Genomic DNA, 20,579 nt, shown 5'->3' on the forward strand with positions numbered 1-20,579 from the left:
TTTTTTAAGTCATTAAGTGCTTAATAAAGTTTAAAATTCTTTATCAGCCAAACAATTGAAGCCTTTTGATAAAGTGTTGATTCACTTTATATTTTCCAAGCCGGATATTACACTCCTAAAATTTTATCATTTCCCTTTGGTCTAGTCTGTAAGATTCCAATAAAGCTATTGGAACTGATTTGACTAATCAGTCATTTATTCTATTGATTTTGTTGCAGAACGTCAGTTCTTATGACTAATTCGTCATGCCTTAATGTTAAATTTAAAAATTTGAAAGATGAGGAAAAAACTACTTTTTTACATATTTCTATTTGGATATTGCGGCAGTTATGCACAGCAAGATGCGCAGTTTACGCAATATATGTACAACACAATAAACATAAATCCTGCCTATGCCGGTTCTCGTGGCGTTTTGAGTGTTTTTGCTTTGCATCGCGACCAATGGGTAGGGCTAGATGGTGCACCAAAAACAAATACAATTTCTGTAAATACTCCGATAAACAATAGCAATATTGGACTCGGTGCTTCTTTAGTCAATGACAAAATTGGACCTACAAATGAGAATGAGTTTTCGGTAGATTTGTCCTATACTGTTCCCACATCAGAAACCTGGAAACTTTCTTTCGGAATAAAAGGTTCGGTTGATGTCTTTAATCTTGATGCAAGTAAACTAAATCCTGAAAATCAAGGTGATCCTCAATTTCAAAACTTAGACAGCGATGTATCTCCAAATGTAGGAGCTGGAATTTATTGGCATTCAGATCGAGCTTATATTGGATTGTCTGTTCCCAACTTTATTCAGACCAACAGATATGACGACAATGATGTAGCAATTTATAAAGACAAAATCAATTACTACTTGATAGGCGGTTATGTTTTTAATTTTTCACAAGAAATAAAATTTAAACCAGCACTGTTGACTAAAATGGTCGAAGGAGCACCACTTCAGGTTGATGTATCGGCTAATTTTTTATTCTTCGAAAAATTGACACTCGGAGTTGCCTATCGTTGGGACGCTGCCGTGAGTGCGATGGCTGGATTTCAAATCACAGATGGATTATATGTTGGCTATGGATACGATCAAGAAACCACCCAATTAAGGAACTATAATTCTGGTTCGCATGAAATATTTCTGCGCTATGAATTCTTCATAAACAATGGCAAAATCACAACTCCTCGTTTCTTCTAAAAAAAAGTATCATGAAAAACTATACACTACTTTTCCTTACAGCTGTAAGTACTTTTTCTTTTGGCAGTTATGCGCAGCAAGCTAAAGTAAATTCTGGAGATAAAAAATATGATAATTACGCTTACGTCGATGCAATAAAAACATACGAAAAAGTAGCCAATAAAGGTTACAAATCTGAGGATATGTTTAAAAAGCTAGGCAACTCCTATTATTTTAATTCTGATTTTGCAGGAGCTTCAAAATGGTACGGCGAGTTGTTTGCAATGAATACCGCTGTTGAACCCGAGTATTATTACAGATATGCACAATCACTAAAATCAATAGGCGAGGTTGACAAAGCAAATAAGCTTATGGATGATTTTTATCTGAAATCAAAAAATGACAACAGAGGAAAACTTTATAAAGACGATGTAAATTATTTGGATGTAATAAAAGCAAATTCGGGAAGATATAAAATTGAAGATGCTGGGGTCAACAGCAAATATTCAGATTACGGATCATTTGTTTACAACAACAAACTTTATTTTGCTTCTGCCAGAGATACAGGAAATTTTACACAGCGAAAACATAAATGGACCGGTGAATATTTTACGAATATCTACAATGCAGATCTTGACCCTGAAACCGGAAAATCGACAAAAGTAAATAAGTTTAAATCTGCAATAAATACCAAATTCCACGAAGCTTCTCCGGTTTTTACGCGTGACGGTAAAACTGTTTATTTCACTAGAAATAATTACCTCAACGGAAAAAAAGGAAAAGATGAGAACAAAACTACCTTTATAAAAATCTATAAAGCCACGTTAGATAAGGATAATAAATGGTCAAATATTACCGAACTTCCTTTTAATAGCAATACATACAGTGTAGCGCACCCTGCCTTGAGTCCAGATGAAAAAACACTTTATTTTGCTTCTGATATGCCAGGCACAATCGGACAATCCGATTTGTATAAAGTAAGCATAAATTCAAATGGTGGCTATGGTACTCCAGAAAATCTTGGCAATACAATCAATACAGAAGGAAAAGAAACGTTCCCGTATGTAACAAGTGAAAATGAGATTTATTTTTCATCAGACGGTCATCCCGGTTTGGGAGGTTTGGATGTCTTTGTGGCCAATATTGATTCTAATGGCAAAATAAGCAATATTCAAAATTTAGGTTCAGATGTCAATTCTCCCAAAGATGATTTCGCCTACATCATTGATCCTGCGACCCGAAAAGGATATTTTAGTTCAAATAAAGACGGGGGTCATGGCTCTGATGACATCTATAGTTTCTTAGAAACTAGAAGACTTAATTGTATTCAGGAACTTTATGGAGTCATAACCGATGTTCAAACAGGAGCAGTTTTGCCAGAAACTAAGGTTACTTTGTATGACGATCAAATGGCTGTTAAAAATACTACCATTTCAGACGATTCAGGAAATTATTCTTTTTCTGTAGAATGCGGTAAATCGTATCAAGTCCGAGCTGAAAAAGCAGAATATGAAACTAAAGAAGTAGCCATAACTATTCCCAAAAATAACGGAAAAACCAGCTTGCCAATCGCTTTAGATAGAAGTATTTGCCGAGTAACTGTTGGCGATGATCTAGGGGTTTGCTTTGGTATAAAAATGATCTACTTTGATTTGGATAAATCCAATATCAGAACAGAAGCGGCCATAGATTTAGAAAAAATACTGGCGGTATTAAATGAGTATCCTAATATGAAACTTGATATTCGTTCGCATACCGATAGCAGAGCATCGCATCAATACAACGAAGCTTTATCTGACCGAAGAGCAAAATCAACAATTAATTGGTTGATAAAAAATGGCGTAAAAGCCGATCGCTTGACTGGAAAAGGATACGGAGAGACACAACTTGTCAATAAATGTTCAGATGGGGTTCAATGTACCGAAGAAGAACATCAAGCCAATAGACGAAGCGAATTTATAATTACTGCTTTGTAAAGTCGGCTACAACTTATCTGAAAGAAAAAAATATAGCACACTAAAATTTATCGATAATGAAAAATACAGTTAAAATCTTATTAGTATTTATTACAGTGTTTTTAATAACAAGTGTATCTGCTCAAACGAATTACAGTTTTTCAATTGCTGATATTTTAAGCTCAATGCCAAATGGAAAAAGAATGCCTGATGGGACTATTGTAAAAGCACAGATGATAACTACAGGCAGCGCCACACATTCTACAGGAGCCGCGGGTTCAGGAACTGCGGGACCAGATATTGGAGGACTGTTCACAGGAATTACCCTTCCTGCTTATGTGGGAGATAAAACACCGACAAATTTCACTAAAATTCAAATGGCGAATACCCAAAATGCCGATAATGGATTGGGAAACAACTGCACGAACAGTATTGGTTTCAGGATTTATTTCAGCAGGCCAATTTCCAGCATCAATTTTCTTGCTTTAGATATCGATGGGGTTCATGGCACACCGAACGGAAATGCAGAGTGGGTGGCTTTTTTTGGATATAATGGCAATACATATGTCCCTTATTCCATCAGCGGTCCGACGACACAACTTACAAATCAAAATATAAATACTTCTGCAGCAGGACACAGCTGGAGGACTTTAATTAATAATTCTATTGGCGCTACTGCTTCGGCCGCTTTGCCAAACGCAATGACCATAAGACGCCAGACAACAAATGGAGGCTCGGGAACGCCAGATGATTTAAATCATCAGGTGTTATTTACGCCACCTTCGTCCGCAACCAAAGTGACAGATTTTTTTCTAATGACAGGTATTTGGAGCGTTACAGGCCAGGCCAACGTTCAAGCTTCCGGTTTAAGTCCAATCGTAATAACAATTAGTTCTGATTTTGGTGATGCGCCAGACAGTTATAAAACCTTGTTGGCATCAGGCGGTCCTTCGCACGGGGTTGTTGGTACTCTTTCGTTAGGAGATTCAAATCTTGCTGAGGCGGATGGTCAGCCTTCTGTGTTGGCTAATAGTTCTATTGATGATGATGGTGTTCCGACCATTCCGCCATTGACCAATAATGGACAATTAATCAACACTTATACAGTTGCTGCCAATTTTCACAATAATACAGGGCTTGCAGCAAATTATGTGGCATGGATTGACTGGAACAATGATGGTGTTTTTCAGCAAGGAGAAGGTACTACCGCAACAACTCCCGCGGGAACATTGTCAGGAAGCGTAAACCTTACATGGAATAATGTTACATTGACCAATACATCCGGACATGCAAAAACATATCTTAGGGTGCGAGTAACCACAGAAGCTATAACGACTGCTGATTCCGGAGGTGCTTTTATGGATGGGGAAGTTGAAGATTATGCCATTGGGCTTCCGGCTGCAACGCCTGATTTTGCCTGTTTTAATGTTGGTTCACCTTCTGGTCTGATTAATGTACTCTCCAATGACACTACAGGAGAAGTTATTGTCCCCCTTACAACAGGATTAGTGAATCCCGGCACTGCAACAAATATTGTTGTAGATGGTTTTGGCGATATAATACAAATGACTATTCCAGGAGATGGAATATGGAAAATCAATACATCTGGACAAGTAACTTTTGAACCAGAATCAAGCAGTGTAATAAGTCCAACACCAATTGCTTACAATGGAAGGGATGCAGATGGGAACATATCCAACAATGCGTTAATTACTTTAACGGCGGCTAGTGTTCCAGTAGATACAACCGTATCATCCCAGGGGTGTTTTCCAACTACACTTACAGCAACCGCAAGTGTTCCTGCTGGCCAGTCTGTTGTTTGGTATGATGCAGCTGCGGGAGGAAATATTGCAGCTTCTCCAACTCTTAGTGCTGTTGGGACCATTACTTATTATGCACAAGGAAATAATGGTACGTGTGTCACAGCAGTGCGGACTCCTGTAACTTTGACCATAACTGCACCACCAAATGCCGGAAATTTATCAGGAACGCAAAATATCTGCCAAGGAACAACGACCACTTTTAGTTCAGATGGTGATGCGGGGGGGACATGGTCCAGTCTAGACCCTACAATTGCTTCTGTAGACAGCAGTGGAATAATTACGGGATTATTAGCTGGCACTACAACTATAAGCTATACAATAACAGGAACGGGAGGATGCACAAATGTATCTGCAACAAGAACCGTTACTGTTGAAGATGCGGCAGAATCGGGTACTATCTCAGGAAATCAGGATATTTGTATTAGTGGTACTTCTGCATTAACTTCGAGCGGTACTCCAGGAGGTGTTTGGGAAAGCGAGGATATAACGATTGCAACAGTTGATATAAATGGCGTGGTGACCGGTGTTGCACGTGGTACAACGAATATAAAATATACAATAATACAAACGGGAAGTTGTCCGGTTATACCTTCTGTTTATTCAGTAAATATTATTCAAGCAAATCCGGGGACTTTATCAGGAAAACAGAATTTATGTCCTGGAGATACAACCCTTTTTACTACTGATGGCGACCCGGGCGGACTTTGGAGTACAGATAATCCTGGTATTGCCACTGTAGATGCAAATGGGGTAATTACTGGTAATGGACCGGGAACTGCAACAATTACCTATACTATAACTGGCTTGAGTGGCTGTCCATCAGCCGCAACAACAAGAATGATTACTGTAGATGTCAATACCTCTGCTGTCGCATCTGATATTACGGGTGCAGATAGTGCAGTCTGTCCTGGCGGTAGTGCTACGCTAACGGTAAGTACATTGACTATTGGTATTCCTACCTTTACATGGTATGCTGGTCAAACTAGTACGACAGCAATTAATACTGGTACAACGTATACTGTTTCTCCAACCTCAACTACAACGTATTATGTAAGTGTAAAAGGTAATGATGTCTGTGAGAATGAGATCAATAATAGAAAACCAATTGTTGTAACAGTAAATTCTTTAGGGCTTGATTCTGATATAGTAAGTACAGATGCAACAATATGTGCCGGTTCTTCTGCAGCACTAGCGGTTTCATCAGCTACCGTGACCACGCCAGTTTTTAAATGGTATGCCGATCAAACAAGTGCTACAGTTCTCTACACTGGCGATACTTATACTGTTTCTCCAGCCGTAACTACAACGTATTACGTGAGTGTAAGCGGGGACGGAGTTTGTGAAAATGCAGTAAATACAAGAAAAGCAGTTGTAGTGACAGTAAATTCATTGGCTACATCATCTGATATAGCAACCGATAATCAAGAAATTTGTGGAGGCTCTACTGCTTCTTTGACCGCTTCTTCACGTGTCGCTTCACCGGTCTTCAGATGGTATGCTGATCAAACTACTTCAACAGTATTGAGTACTGGAGCCACATATAATCCTTCACCCGTGTCTACTACTACGTATTATGTAAGTGTTGCTGGTACTGGAGTTTGCGAGAATGCCATCAATACAAGAAAAGCTGTAACAGTTACAGTTAACGGCTTAGCAACAGCTACAGATATAGTAGCTACAGATGTCACAGCTTGTCCAAATGATGCAGTTGTTTTGACAGCTTCATCGACTACAGTGACTACTCCAGTATTCAGATGGTATGTTGACCAGACGGCAACAACTATACTTCATAATGGAGCAACTTTCAGTCCTTCGCCAGGTTCAACTACGACTTATTATGTGAGTGTGAGCGGGGATGCAGTATGTGAAAACGCAATCAATACCAGAAAAGCGGTGACAGTGACAATCAATCCATTAGCGACGGACGCAGATATAATTGTGGCTGATCAGACTATTTGTTCGGGTGAGATTGCAGTTTTAACCGCATCATCATCTCTTATTAATCCTGAGTTCATTTGGTATGCGGATCAAACATCTGTTACGCCACTTTCAATAGGAGAAATCTATGGTCCTTCTCCGTCAACCACCACTACATATTATGTAAGTGTGAGCGGTGACGGGGTGTGCGAGAATGCCGTCAATATCAGAAAAGCGGTAGTGGTGACGGTTAATCCTTTGGGACTTGATTCTGATATTACAGCCTCCGATGCTGTGATCTGTGCGGGAGCATCCGCCACGCTGACTGCCTCCTCATCAACTGTTGCCACTCCGGTGTTCAGATGGTACGCCGACCAGACGACCACTACGGTGCTCAGCACTGGAGCTACCTATAACGTTAGTCCGTCAACAAGCACTACGTATTATGTGAGTGTGAGCGGTGACGGGGTGTGCGAAAACGCCATCAATACCAGAAAGGCGGTAGCGGTGACTGTTAATCCTTTGGGACTTGATTCCGATATTACAGCCTCCGATGCTGTGATCTGTGCGGGAGCATCCGCCACGCTGACTGCCTCCTCATCAACTGTTGCCACTCCGGTGTTCAGATGGTACGCCGACCAGACGACCACTACGGTGCTCAGCACTGGAGCTACCTATAACGTTAGTCCGTCAACAACCACTACGTACTATGTGAGCGTGAGCGGGGATGCCGTGTGCGAGAATGCCGTCAATACCAGAAAAGCGGTAGTGGTGACGGTTAATCCTTTGGGGCTTGATTCCGATATTACAGCCTCCGACGCTGTGATCTGTGCGGGAGCATCCGTTGCGCTGACTGCCTCCTCATCAACTGTTGCCACTCCGGTCTTCAGATGGTATGCCGATCAGACCACAACTACTGCGCTCAGCACGGGAGATACTTATACTGTAAATCCTGCATCAACCACTACGTACTATGTGAGCGTGAGCGGGGATGGTGTGTGCGAGAATGCCGTCAATACCAGAAAAGCGGTAGTGGTGACGGTTAATCCTTTGGGGCTTGATTCTGATATTACAGCCTCCGATGCTGTGATCTGTGCGGGAGCATCCGCCACGCTGACGGCTTCATCCACTACGGTTACCACTCCGGTCTTCAGATGGTATGCCGATCAGACCACAACTACTGCGCTCAGCACGGGAGATACTTATACTGTAAATCCTGCATCAACCACTACGTACTATGTGAGCGTGAGCGGGGATGGTGTGTGCGAGAATGCCGTCAATACCAGAAAAGCGGTAGTGGTGACGGTTAATCCTTTGGGACTTGATTCTGATATTACAGCCTCCGATGCTGTGATCTGTGCGGGAGCATCCGCCACGCTGACAGCTTCATCTGCTACAGTTACCACTCCGGTGTTCAGATGGTACGCCGACCAGACGACCACTACGGTGCTCAGCACTGGAGCTACCTATAACGTTAGTCCGTCAACAAGCACTACGTATTATGTGAGTGTGAGCGGTGACGAGGTGTGCGAAAACGCAATCAATACCAGAAAGGCGGTGGTGGTGACTGTTAATCCTTTGGGACTTGATTCCGATATTACAGCCTCCGACGCTGTGATCTGTGCGGGAGCCTCCGCCACGCTGACTGCCTCCTCATCAACTGTTGCCACTCCGGTGTTCAGATGGTACGCCGACCAGACGACCACTACGTTGCTCAGCACTGGAGCTACCTATAACGTTAGTCCGTCAACAAGCACTACGTATTATGTGAGTGTGAGCGGTGACGGGGTGTGCGAAAACGCCATCAATACCAGAAAAGCAGTAACAGTCACAGTAAACCCTTTGGGGCTTGATTCTGATATTACAGCCTCCGATGCTGTGATCTGTGCGGGAGCATCCGCCACGCTGACTGCCTCCTCATCAACTGTTGCCACTCCGGTGTTCAGATGGTACGCCGACCAGACGACCACTACGGTGCTCAGCACTGGAGCTACCTATAACGTTAGTCCGTCAACAAGCACTACGTATTATGTGAGTGTGAGCGGTGACGGGGTGTGCGAAAACGCAATCAATACCAGAAAGGCGGTGGTGGTGACGGTTAATCCTTTGGGACTTGATTCCGATATTACAGCCTCCGATGCTGTGATCTGTGCGGGAGCATCCGCTGCGCTGACAGCTTCATCCACTACGGTTACCACTCCGGTCTTCAGATGGTATGCCGATCAGACCAGCACAACGGTTTTAAGCACGGGAGCCACCTATAACGTTAGTCCGTCAACCACCACTACATATTATGTAAGTGTGAGCGGTGACGGGGTGTGCGAAAACGCAATCAATACCAGAAAGGCGGTAGCGGTGACGGTTAATCCTTTGGGACTTGATTCTGATATTACAGCCTCCGATGCTGTGATCTGTGCGGGAGCATCCGCTGCGCTGACAGCTTCATCTGCTACGGTTACCACTCCGGTCTTCAGATGGTACGCCGACCAGACCACAACTACTGCGCTCAGCACGGGAGATACTTATACTGTAAATCCTGCAACAACCACTACGTATTATGTGAGCGTGAGCGGTGATGCTGTATGCGAGAATGCCGTCAATACCAGAAAGGCGGTAGTGGTGACGGTAAATCCTTTGGGACTTGATTCAGATATTACAGCCTCCGACGCTGTGATCTGTGCGGGAGCATCGGCCACGCTGACAGCTTCATCTGCTACGGTTACCACTCCGGTCTTCAGATGGTACGCCGACCAGACCAGCACAACGGTACTGAGCACTGGAGCTACCTATAACGTTAGTCCGGCAACAACCACTACGTATTATGTGAGCGTGAGCGGGGATGGTGTGTGCGAGAATGCCGTCAATACCAGAAAGGCGGTAGTGGTGACGGTTAATCCTTTGGCTTTGGCTTCTGATATTTCGGTAAGCACAGCAAATGCTTCGTTATGTACAGGAGGCAGTGCTTCAATTACAGCTACTAGTGCTATCAGTAATCCTATTTTCAAATGGTATCAAGATGTTAATTTGTCTGTTTTGCTTTATACAGGAACTACTTTTGTGACCCCAGCTATTACAGCCAATACCTCTTATTATGTTACTGTTCAAAATAATGCTATTTGCGAAAATAGTATTGGCAATGCTTTAAAAGTAGAGCTAGCAATTATTTTGTGTTCAGATATTGCTTTGACGAAAACTGTAAGCAATATGTCGCCTTTCGTTGGCGATCAGGTTGATTTTACCATAACGGTAAGTAATCTTGGGCCAAATGACGCCACAGGTGTACGTGCAAATGATGTATTGCCGTCTGGTTATACTTTTATTAGTGCAAACAACGGTGGAGTGTTATCTGGTAATACAATTACATGGCCAACTTTTAATATTTCAGTTAATAATTCTGTTTCATTGGTTTACAAGGTCCGAGTCAATACTTCGACTGGGACTGCGGATGAATACAAAAATGTAGCGCAAATAAATGCTTCGGATAATTTTGATCCGAATTCAACTCCAAACAACAACGATCCATCAGAAAATGATCAAGATAGTGTGATTTTGACTCCAATTATACCACAGCCTTCAATTTTATTATATAAAGATGCTTCTTTCTCTGCTTCTAATGATAGCAACGGAAATGGTTTTCCAGATGTCAATGAAACAATTACATACACTTTTGCGGCGCAGAATACAGGAAATATCAGATTGGAAAATGTAAAAATTAATGATCAATTTTTAGGTATAACTAATTTATCGGTAACACCTGGCACTTTGGATCCTGGACAAACGGGCAGGGCTGAGTTAATTTATACAATCAAGGAATCAGATTTTGAGAAGGGAGTGGTTTACAATAGCGCAATTGCACAAGGAAATACACCTCCGACACCAGATAATCCAGGAGGTACAGTTGTTACAGATACATCTGAAGATCCAACTGATCCTGTTAAGCCTGGTGATGAATATTATGATCCAAATTGCCCGACATGTACTGTAGTGCCGTTGCCAAATATTCCAAAAATTGCAATTATTAAAGAAATTGCTTCATTCAGCGGAAATTTCAATAATGCAAAAGTTGGGGATGTCATTAGTTATCTTTTTACTGTGAGCAATATTGGAAATACCCGTTTAAGCAATGTGAGAGTGACTGACCCTCTTCCTGGATTATCGGCACCTACTCTTGATCCTGTAGATTCGGGCAATAAAACTGGTGATCTCAATTCAAACGGATATCTGGATACAAACGAGAAGTGGCTTTATCGAGCAGACTACGTTCTCACTTCAGGTGATTTGGCAAAAGGACAGGTCGTCAATCAGGCTTTGGCAGAAGCTACCGGACCGCCTACACCTGTAAACCCTAATGGGGAAGATGTTAATGACTTGTCTGATAAATCGTCGCCTACCAACGAGGACAATGATCCGACAGTTCTTGATATAGTGGGTTGCCAAGTAGTCGTTCATAATGCAATTTCTCCAAATGGAGACAGTATAAATGATACTTTAAAAATTGACGGAATAGAATGTTATCCAAAAAATACGGTTGAAATTTATAACCGATGGGGTGTAGTTGTTTTTCACACCGATGGATACAATAATGAGAGCAATGCATTTGAGGGCTACTCTAATGGAAGGGCGGTGATTAATCAAAGCAAAGGACTTCCAACAGGAACATATTATTATATCGTCAGATATCAAAATTCAGAGGAGAGAGAAATAACAACGGCAGGTTATCTTTATTTAAGCATGAATCAATAATAAAAAACACTTCAAACATATTTTAAATAAATGCTGTTTGGAGTGTTTTTAGATTTAAGGCTTTCTGCGATAAAAATGAAGCTTTTTTGAAATAGCGATATATGTCCTTTAACAAATGCGGCATTGCCAAACCAGTATTTTGCCATTCTTAATCAGATTGTGTCGCCAGGGCTGCCTTAGTTTTTTGTAAAAAATAGGAAGAGCCCCTAATAGCGGGGGGCCGTATTTTGCATTTCTATTAAATTTCATATTTTAAAAAAAAAAAAACTGGAAAAAATAATGCTGTAAGATTTTTTTGTTATTTTTATGTAATTGTTTGATGTTAAATATGATAGCTTAAAGGCTGGAAGAGTGCTGTAGTTTTAAATGGCATTATTATAGGCATGTTTTTTTTGATGGCTGTATAACGAAAGAAGAAGATATATAACTGATAAAATTTGATATATTATGAAAAAAAGTCTCTTTGTTTTTTCATTTGTCCTGCTATTGGCGGCATGCAACCAAACACCATCAGCAAATTCCGGTGAGAAAGCCGATATTGAGGGTGCTGTTTCGGCAGAATTCAAACCTGCCAGCATCAAGGAACAGATGGTTTACCAACGCGCAATCGAAGCTTTAGTATGGGGCATGCCTGCCGTTAATTATGATCTTATGCTTCAGGCAATGCTGGGCAGCACCAAAGGGAAACAAAATGAGATCATATTTTGGTCAAAACCCGTAGACTGGCATAATCAGACGCTAACGCCAAATCCCGACGCGATTTACTTTATGTTTTTTTTCAACACAAAGGATGCAGGGCCAATAGTTATAGATGTTCCTGCGGCAAAAAATGGCTCCTTTGCCGCCAATATTGACAATATCTGGCAGATGCCCCTTGAAGATGCAGGACCTTACGGAGCCGATAAAGGCGCTGGCGGCAAATATCTGATACTGCCGCCTGACTATAAGGAAAATATTCCTAAAGGATACATTGTGCTGAAAGCCGATACCTATGAGGGTTATGGATTATTCCGATCCAACCTGCCCAGCCACAGTGATGCCGATATAGTGAATGCCGTCAATTACGGCAAACAGCTAAAACTATATCCGCTTGCTAAAGCCAATAATCCCGGCGAAACAAAATATACAGACGTGAAGGATGTGCTTTACAATTCCGTCATCCCCTACAACAGCCGGTTTTTCATCTCTCTTAACCGCATTGTGCAAAGCCAGCCTATGCTGGTGCGCGATAAGGCGATGATTGATAAACTAAAAAGCATAGGCATTGAAAAAGGGAAACCCTATAACCCTGATGCACGAACCACCGAGATTCTGAATGCGGCGGCAAATAGTGCGCATGACTATTTGGAAGCAATGCTTGAAAAAGGCTTCCCGCCGATAAATCCTGATGCAAAATGGGCTGTTCCCGCAATGCCGGAACTCGTTAAGGCGGGATCTTCGGGATATGCGGAATCTGATATTTATCCTACAGATGCCCGTGCATTAACCTATTCAATCGGTTATGTAGGCATAAAACGCCTGGGTACAGCGCAAATATATCTTATTGCAGAAAAAGACAAGGAAGGCCGCGCGCTTGACGGCGATAAAACCTATATGCTCCACGTGCCTGCAAATGTGCCCACCAAACAATACTGGTCGGCAACAGTCTACGACCGGACAACACATTGCCTTATCAAAAATCTGCCGCGCGCAAGCAGAGCATCGAATGCGACAGAGATCCAAAAGAACACAGATGGCTCGGTCGATATTTACTTTGGCCCAAAATCCCCTGCAGGCAAGGAATCAAATTGGATCCCAACGGACCCTAAAGGAAAATTTGAAGTATTATTCAGGATTTATGGCCCGGAAAAGCCCTTTTTTGACAGGGTATGGAAACTTGGAGATATAGAAGAGGTTAAATAATCAATTGCTAAACTTATGGAAAAGAAACTCATCTGCGTGATTTTAATTATCGCATTAACGGCATGCAACCAAAAGAAAAATGTAGGTGCGGAAGCATCCAATTCTAAGGGAATCGACAGCCTAATTCCAGCCAAGGGAGCAGCTCAGCCGCCAATGGGACCCGACACCAATGTAAAAATTACTCAAGAGTATGCCGCTTTGGCGGCTAAAGAGGCCTATTTTTGGGCATGGCCGCTGGTAAATATGTACAACCGCCGAATGGCTTTCAAGGATGTAAAAGAGCTGGCCTTGTCCGGGCCTCTGCTTATGGCTCCGCTGAATCAGTTTACCATGCTTACCGATTATGTGATACCGACAGAACGTGCCATAGCCTGCCCGAACCAGGATGTGGTGTACGGTATTGGATGCCTTGCTTTGGACCAATCGCCCGTTGTGGTGCAAGTGCCTGATTTTGGCAAACGTTTCTGGGTCTACCAGATAGTTGATCTGCGCACTGAAAGTTTCGCAAAATTGGGAAAGATGTACGACAATAAGCCAGGATTTTATTTATTGGCCGGACCGGACTGGAAAGGAGAGGTGCCTAAGGGAATAATAAAAGTTTTCCGCTCGTCAACCAATACTGGACTTGTGGGGCCCCGTGTTTTTCTGGATGACACAAAAGAAGACCGAAAAGCAATTCAGGAGGTACTCAAATCAGTGGTTATGTATCCCTTGTCTGATTATGACGGCAAAATGAAAACCATCGATTGGGCCAATATCAAGAAACTTCCCGGAGGCGAAGGAGGAAAAGAAGAAGCGGTATGGGTGAACCCCCAGACATTTTTTGACGAGCTTCCTATCGTGCTGGCAGATGCAAAGCCACTGCCGGGCGAGGAGGCGAAATACAAGCAGATACTTGCTGTAGTGGAAGCCGCAAAGAAAGACCCAAAACTGAAACAGGCGATGATCGATGCAGCCGTTGAGACAGAGCGTGAAGTAATAAAACCTTTAATGGAATTCCGCAACTGGGGGATCCAATTGCCTTTTCACTGGTCAGGGGTAACGAACGGCGCATCGTGGGGCACGGATTATTTTACGCGCACTGCGGTAGCCAAATCCAATATCCTGGTCAATGCCCCAAATGAAACACGCTACTTTTATCAGGATCTGGATTCAGAAGGTGCCCGATTAAACAGCTCGAACAAATATAAAATTACTTTTGCCAAAGGGCAGCTGCCACCTGTTAATGGATTTTGGTCGCTTACATTATATAACGAGCATCACTTTTTTGAAATCAACAAGCTCAACAGATATTCATTGGGGACAAAGAACAAGACAATGGCATATAATCCGGACGGTTCGCTGACCATTTATATTCAATCAGTTCCGACTGATGCGAAAACCCAAAACAATTGGCTTCCGGCCGTTGAAAAGGGGGATTTTTCGCTTTATCTCCGCACTTACTGGCCAAAGGAGGAAGTAGTAAATGGAAACTGGACTCCGCCGGCAGTAATAAAAGTTGAATGATGTTTTGAGATTGTAGCTTTAAAAGCAGTTTGGGTTTGATAGTACATTTATGGCTTAAACGTGCCCAGGCTCTTTTTTCTACGTTTTTGTTTTAAGAACAGCATACGCCAACTACTTGCCGCAAATTTAAAACAGATGAAAAATCTGCTGTATGGGTCTTTTAAAGTTTTCACTTTACGGACTCCCATTTTTTTGACGCATCAGCAGATCTGCCTACAATCAAAATCACTAAATTTGAATAGAATATGACATAAAAACCAACAGATCTTTCACAATGGAAAAAGCGATACAACTACAGGTGAGAAAAGATTTGGATGCCCGCCAGCAGCACACCATACTTAAACTCAAAGGGAACCTGATTTCAAAAGGATATACCGAGATCATCCATATCCTGGACCAGGACGAGGAGTTCCATATCAATACATTTGAAACTCCTTTGGAGAAACGAAATGAAGCGCGGCAGTATATAGCGGCTTTTATCGATCAGGAAAATCTTCTGGAGACGATCAGCATCAAATAGTCAAAATGTCTGTATAAACCACAGCCCGCCGGCTATAAAGCAGGCGGGCTTTTTACTTTTATCAAAGATCCTGCGTTTTTTGGGCTGGGGCAATTAATTTTTTAGCCGGATAAAACATTATTAGGTTCCAGTTATTATATGTTTTAGGGAGCTTTTTCCCGCTATGCGCTTCAATCTTCTGCCCGGACCCCGGCGCAGAAGGATTTCCGCTTCTATCGGGGCTATTTTGTGCTTTATTTTAGTGAGGAATAAATCAATTTTCAGCTGTAGTCCATCAGCAGTTATGTTTAATAAAAAAATGGCGCCAATTGTCTTTAATTGGCGCCATTTGGCTTTGTGACCTCGACGGGACAAATTACAACATCATTTTTGGATGATTTGAAGAAATTGGCGTACTATAGTTAAAGCAGGATTGTCTTTCATTGTACGCCATGAATTAATTGATTGTTGTTCCATCAGAGCTAAAAATTGATTTATTTCTCTCCTAAGAGTATTGCAATCTTAATTGTTTGATAATGTGATATGTATTGCTTATTTTTAAAGTTTTATTAGACAATTTAATTAAATTTGAGTGTAACATTTAAAAAAGAAAAAACATGAGAAAAATTACGCTATCAATTTTTGCAGTATTATGTTTTGCAAGTGTATTTGCGCAGGCCAGAAAGGAATTGAATTTTGGCCTTGTAGGAATAAATTATGAAATACCTGTCCACAGGGACATAACCATTGCCCCGGGAGTCGGGACCACGCTGGATCTTGACTGGCTCAATGCCGGGGTAAAGGGAAATTATTATTTCGACCATGTATTTGGCATTACTGATGATGCCTGGGACGTATATGGCGGAGCCAACGTAGGCTATTCTTTTGATTTGAGGGATGACCATGGCAATAATGGCCATGACGGAAGCGATTTCAATGTAGGCCTGCAGATAGGCGGAAGATGGTTTTGGAACGAAAAATGGGGCGTTTATGTAGAAATAGGAGGCGGGAATGTTTCAGGATTTTCGCCCGGGATAGGACTGACCCTGAAACTTTAATGGCATAGGTTTCGGCATATATGGATTGCTCTGCTTGAACGCGATTTTAAGGTCTGGCCTTTGAACGTAGAAATCGCAAAACATATCAAAGCACGCCTTCGGACTGTTTTTAGGCGACAGGCTATTCCAATATCTGTTTCATTGCACGAGCTTTATGGACAACACTTGAAATAAGGGAAGATAAACGGCTTTGGCTTTCTCTCACCAAATCATCTATTAATAAAAAAAGCCCTATGAAGATAATCATTAAAGCATTTTTTGACGGCAGGTTTGTCAGCAAAGAGGATGCCGCAGCCAAATATTCCAAACACTTTCCCGATGCTTTGGAAGTTTCAAAAACGGTCAATGAGCTAAAACGCAGTAAGGTGAGCAATTGGGGATACATCGTCCTGATAAGTGAGCAGGGAATCTCAACAAGTCCGATCATAGTCGATGAGTTGAGCATAGAATATTAGCCAATGCTGGAAATATGGCAATTTCAGTGGACTGATGATTGAATGGGCCTGCCGCCGCTCGATCAGTTGATCGGACAGGATTTATCTGTGACTTCATAATAAAAGTTTTCAGGAGCTTTTCCCGCTATACTTTCCAATCTTTTTTGCCGAAAAACGGTACAAAAGGATTTCCTCTGCACAAGAGCGAAGCGAGCTGGCGAAGCAATCGGGGCTAAAAATCTAGAAAGACAATTCAGAACTAAACCAATAATTGACCTTAGTGGAGCAGCAAGTCATTAAGTAATTAAGTGAGGAAAAAAACTATCTGTTTTTGGAATAATTTACAAGTTTTCTGATTCATCAGAGGGATGTCCTGCAATTCAAACTTAGTAGATAAGAGTATAAGTTTAATGAATTTAAGAGGCATTTGAAAAGTTGTGTGCCACGAGTATGCCGCAACTTGGAATGATCGATTACTGGTAAAAGCGCTTTAGTTTTTGTGGCACTTTGGAGGGAACTCCACCACAGTTATTCTATAGATTTAATATTTAAATGCAATAATATTAAATTTATTTGTGCTTGGGCAATGTCATTTACATTTATTATTTAAGCCCTCTAATTTTATTATTTGATTTAAAACCATAGAGTTGTTTCAAACAAATACAAAGCCCGATCGTTAAAATTAAAATCGGGCTCCTTGTTTTTATTCTAATTTTATTTGTATTTAATATTGATGCTGATAATATCCGAGGTCATATTAGTGGTTCTGGTATAATGGCCGTAACGAATCTCCAAAGTATTCCAGTGTTTTAAACCAAATATGCCATTTGGAGGAGTAAATTTCATTCCCATTCCAAAGAAGCTGCTGTCAAACTTGGACAGATCATAATTGCTGGTGTAGAATTCATCAGCGGCTGTATGCTGGCCATAAGGCTTGAAATACTTGGTTCCGCTTTGGGTGTAATAGCGGTAAAACGGGCTTAATGAAAAGGCCTGGGTCAATTTTACCGGAATTTCAAGATCAGCGGTATGCGCTTTCAGGCTCCAGTCGTCTGTGTAATATCTGTAATAGGCACGAATAATTATATTGTCCCCGAAGAAATAACTGGCCCTGATGCCAAGCGGAATTTTAAGTCTGGTGTCAGGCATTTTCTCCTGATGAACAGAGCCGTCAGCAAAATAAACCCTGTGAAAAGGAAGGCTTAAGTAGCCATTCTGGCTTATTACATCTCCTACAAGCAATATTTGTAAATTTTTATTGATGATCTGGGAATAACTCAGTGTTCCGGCAAAAGTATTTCTATTGGCACTGCCGTAGCCCTCGCTTCCGGATGGACGAAGTTCAACAGGCTCAATGAGTTTCAGCTGATCGATAAAAGTCTGAAACCTGGCTGTAAATTCACCGTTTTTGTTTTTGGTTTTTTGAGAGAAGGCGATATTCCCTCCAAAAGACTGGTAATCAAACTCGGTTGAAGAGGAAACTCCAACAGCGTAAGTTCTTCCTTTCTCTTCATTTTCTCTCAGATAAGTCAACGAAGGGTAAAATCGGTTGTCTGATGAAGAAGCGGATGAATTGGCGCTCAGATCAATCATATCGGACGAGGCGGAGGTATAATGGTCAATTCCCGCTTCAATATCAAAAGTATGCTTGATCCCTGTCTGGCCGTACTTTACCAGTTTTACATCAATGGTATTGGCAATATCGGTAAGGTGCTCCGAACCGATTCCGCCCGTAACGGCAGAATTGTTTCCGTCCTGCTTGTAATAGCTTGATACCAGATTCACCTCTTCGAGTTTTAATTTTTTGCTTTTATAAGCCGTTGAATCAGCAGGAACGGTTTGTGCCCTCAATTGGAACAACGCCAATAAGGCATATCCTGTTATGAATATTCTTTTCATTTTTCAGCGTATGAATATTAGTTGCAGCCGCAGCCGCCGCCGCTTTTTCCTGAATTCGCCCCGGAAGCTCCCTCGCGGTAGGATTGGAAACTGAGTTCGGTTTTTTCGATTTTCCTGTTGGAGAGTACCATTTCGGAATCGTTGAGTTTTCCCTTCTGGTATTCCTTCACCGAAGTGCAGGAGGCAAGCAGCAGCACGGCAAGAGCAGTACCGCATAATGGTACGGGAATTTTTTGCTTTGGCTTTTTCATTTCAGATTAATGTTTTTGGATGTGTAAATTTTATTGTGGTCATCAATTATTATGCAGTACAGATCAGGGATCTGATCTATTAGAAACAAGCCTGCCTTGATGCCCATAACAGCAATTGGAGTGGCCATTGCATCAGCAAATTCTGCATTGGATGCGATAATGGTGACGCTTTTGATTCCGGTTATGGGAAGGCCCGTTTTTGGGTCGATGGTATGCGAGTATTTTTTGCCGTCAATGGTCACGAATTTTTCATAGTTGCCGGATGTCGCCACCGCCTTGTTGGAAATTTCCATATAAGAAAAAGCGGCATTGGGCGAGTCGGGATCGGCCACCCCGATGGTCCATTTCCTGCCGTCGGGCTGCAGGCCCCAGGCGGAAAGGTCTCCGCTGGCATTGATGATGCCGCTCTGCACATTATGTTTTATAAGGATTTGTTTTGCCATTTCTGCGGCATATCCTTTTCCGATACCTCCAAAACCGATCCTCATTCCTTTTTCTTTTAAGAATACGGTTGTATTTTCCCTGTCAAGGATGATATTTCGGTAATCAATAAGGTGTACCATTTTGAGAGCCGTCTGGGCATCAGGAAGGCTGGTCATGGTTCTGTCAAAATTCCAAAGGCTCTTGTCGATGCTTCCGTAGGAAATATCAAATGCGCCTTGTGTGATTCTCGAAATCCCGATAGACCTTTCGATAAGGCTGAAGACTTCCAGATCTACTTTTACGGCCCCTATTCCAGCATTATCATTGATCAGATTGGTCTGGCTGTCTTCTTTAAATGTGGTCAGAAGCCTTTCGATGCGTCTGATTTCCTCAATGGCCAGATCGATATTCTCATTTCCTGTTTTTTCATTCACGGCAACAACTGTTATGGTAAAGCTGTTGCCCATCAGTTTTAGGGATTTCGAATATTTCTGCTTGTTTGCTATGTTATTTTCGGCTCTCACAGATCGCTTTTATTTCGGCAGTCCACTGTTCAGGCGATGCATCGGGTTTTCCGTGCCAGGTTTTGATCACCCTGCCATGTGCATCAAGAAGAAGCGTCAGGGGAAAGCTTCCTTCCTTGTTGTATATTTCGGCCAGATCCTCGTTGCGTTTTACCTGATCAGCTGTTCCTATATTTTTCTTTTTTCTTGGAAAATCAGCATTGACCAGCACCAGGTTTTCATTTGCCATATCGGTGAATCCCTGGCTTTCGAGATAATCCCTGCGAAGCACAATGCATGGACCGCACCAGTCTGAGCCCGAGAAGTTCAGAAGGATCAGTTTATGGTCTTTTTCCGCAGTTTTTTTCGCATTATTGAAATCTGGTTCCCAGTTTATGGAAAACGCCATTGCCATTGTAAGGAATAAAGTAATCAGCTTCATCTTTTTCTTTTTTTGATATATACGAAATAACGAAAGGTATGGTTTGTTATTTTTGC

General features: G+C 42.0%; 12 protein-coding genes. 8 read left to right on the top strand and 4 right to left on the bottom strand.

The features are described from left to right. The first annotated feature begins 277 nt into the window (after positions 1-277). From OZP10_RS20035 to OZP10_RS20070, 8 genes are all read left to right on the top strand, one after another. Complete coding sequence (locus tag OZP10_RS20035) at positions 278-1,189, top strand: PorP/SprF family type IX secretion system membrane protein (protein ID WP_281632449.1); 912 nt, start codon at positions 278-280, stop codon at positions 1,187-1,189. 11 nt (positions 1,190-1,200) lie between these two features. After that, positions 1,201-3,144 carry an OmpA family protein gene (locus OZP10_RS20040; RefSeq protein ID WP_281632450.1) on the top strand — a complete coding sequence of 648 codons (1,944 nt, stop codon included), beginning with the start codon at positions 1,201-1,203 and terminating at the stop codon, positions 3,142-3,144. Positions 3,145-3,200: 56 nt separating this feature from the next. Further along, positions 3,201-11,606 (top strand): Ig-like domain-containing protein, encoded by an 8,406-nt coding sequence (locus OZP10_RS20045; protein WP_281632451.1) that lies wholly within the window; start codon positions 3,201-3,203, stop codon positions 11,604-11,606. A gap of 447 nt (positions 11,607-12,053) precedes the next feature. Beyond that, positions 12,054-13,508 (top strand): DUF1254 domain-containing protein, encoded by a 1,455-nt coding sequence (locus tag OZP10_RS20050; RefSeq protein ID WP_281632452.1) that lies wholly within the window; start codon positions 12,054-12,056, stop codon positions 13,506-13,508. A 15-nt stretch (positions 13,509-13,523) separates the two neighbouring features. After that, entirely contained in the window at positions 13,524-15,014 is a 1,491-nt protein-coding gene (locus OZP10_RS20055; protein ID WP_281632453.1) for a DUF1254 domain-containing protein, read from the top strand. Positions 15,015-15,288: 274 nt separating this feature from the next. After that, on the top strand, positions 15,289-15,534 hold the full coding sequence (locus OZP10_RS20060) for a hypothetical protein (RefSeq protein WP_281632454.1): 246 nt from the start codon (positions 15,289-15,291) through the stop codon (positions 15,532-15,534). 596 nt (positions 15,535-16,130) lie between these two features. Then, positions 16,131-16,571 carry a porin family protein gene (locus OZP10_RS20065; RefSeq protein ID WP_281632455.1) on the top strand — a complete coding sequence of 147 codons (441 nt, stop codon included), beginning with the start codon at positions 16,131-16,133 and terminating at the stop codon, positions 16,569-16,571. Between the two features lie 233 nt (positions 16,572-16,804). After that, complete coding sequence (locus OZP10_RS20070; RefSeq protein WP_281632456.1) at positions 16,805-17,026, top strand: hypothetical protein; 222 nt, start codon at positions 16,805-16,807, stop codon at positions 17,024-17,026. Positions 17,027-17,719: 693 nt separating this feature from the next. Here the strand turns inward: OZP10_RS20070 and OZP10_RS20075 are convergent. The 4 genes from OZP10_RS20075 to OZP10_RS20090 are packed head-to-tail and all read right to left on the bottom strand — an operon-like array spanning position 17,720 to position 20,523. Continuing rightward, positions 17,720-18,904 carry a DUF3570 domain-containing protein gene (locus OZP10_RS20075; RefSeq protein WP_281632457.1) on the bottom strand — a complete coding sequence of 395 codons (1,185 nt, stop codon included), beginning with the start codon at positions 18,902-18,904 and terminating at the stop codon, positions 17,720-17,722. A gap of 17 nt (positions 18,905-18,921) precedes the next feature. Beyond that, entirely contained in the window at positions 18,922-19,155 is a 234-nt protein-coding gene (locus OZP10_RS20080; protein ID WP_281632458.1) for a DUF4266 domain-containing protein, read from the bottom strand. Further along, positions 19,152-20,045, bottom strand: coding sequence for an FAD:protein FMN transferase (locus OZP10_RS20085; protein ID WP_281632459.1), 894 nt, complete (start codon positions 20,043-20,045; stop codon positions 19,152-19,154). The genes OZP10_RS20080 and OZP10_RS20085 overlap by 4 nt, the downstream gene beginning before the upstream one ends. A 40-nt stretch (positions 20,046-20,085) precedes the next feature. Next, positions 20,086-20,523: a thioredoxin family protein gene (locus OZP10_RS20090; protein ID WP_129053232.1), complete on the bottom strand. Its 438-nt coding sequence runs from the start codon at positions 20,521-20,523 to the stop codon at positions 20,086-20,088. Positions 20,524-20,579: the final 56 nt, after the last annotated feature.

Source organism: Flavobacterium luteolum (assembly GCF_027111275.1).
Classification (GTDB): Bacteria; Bacteroidota; Bacteroidia; order Flavobacteriales; family Flavobacteriaceae; genus Flavobacterium; species Flavobacterium luteolum.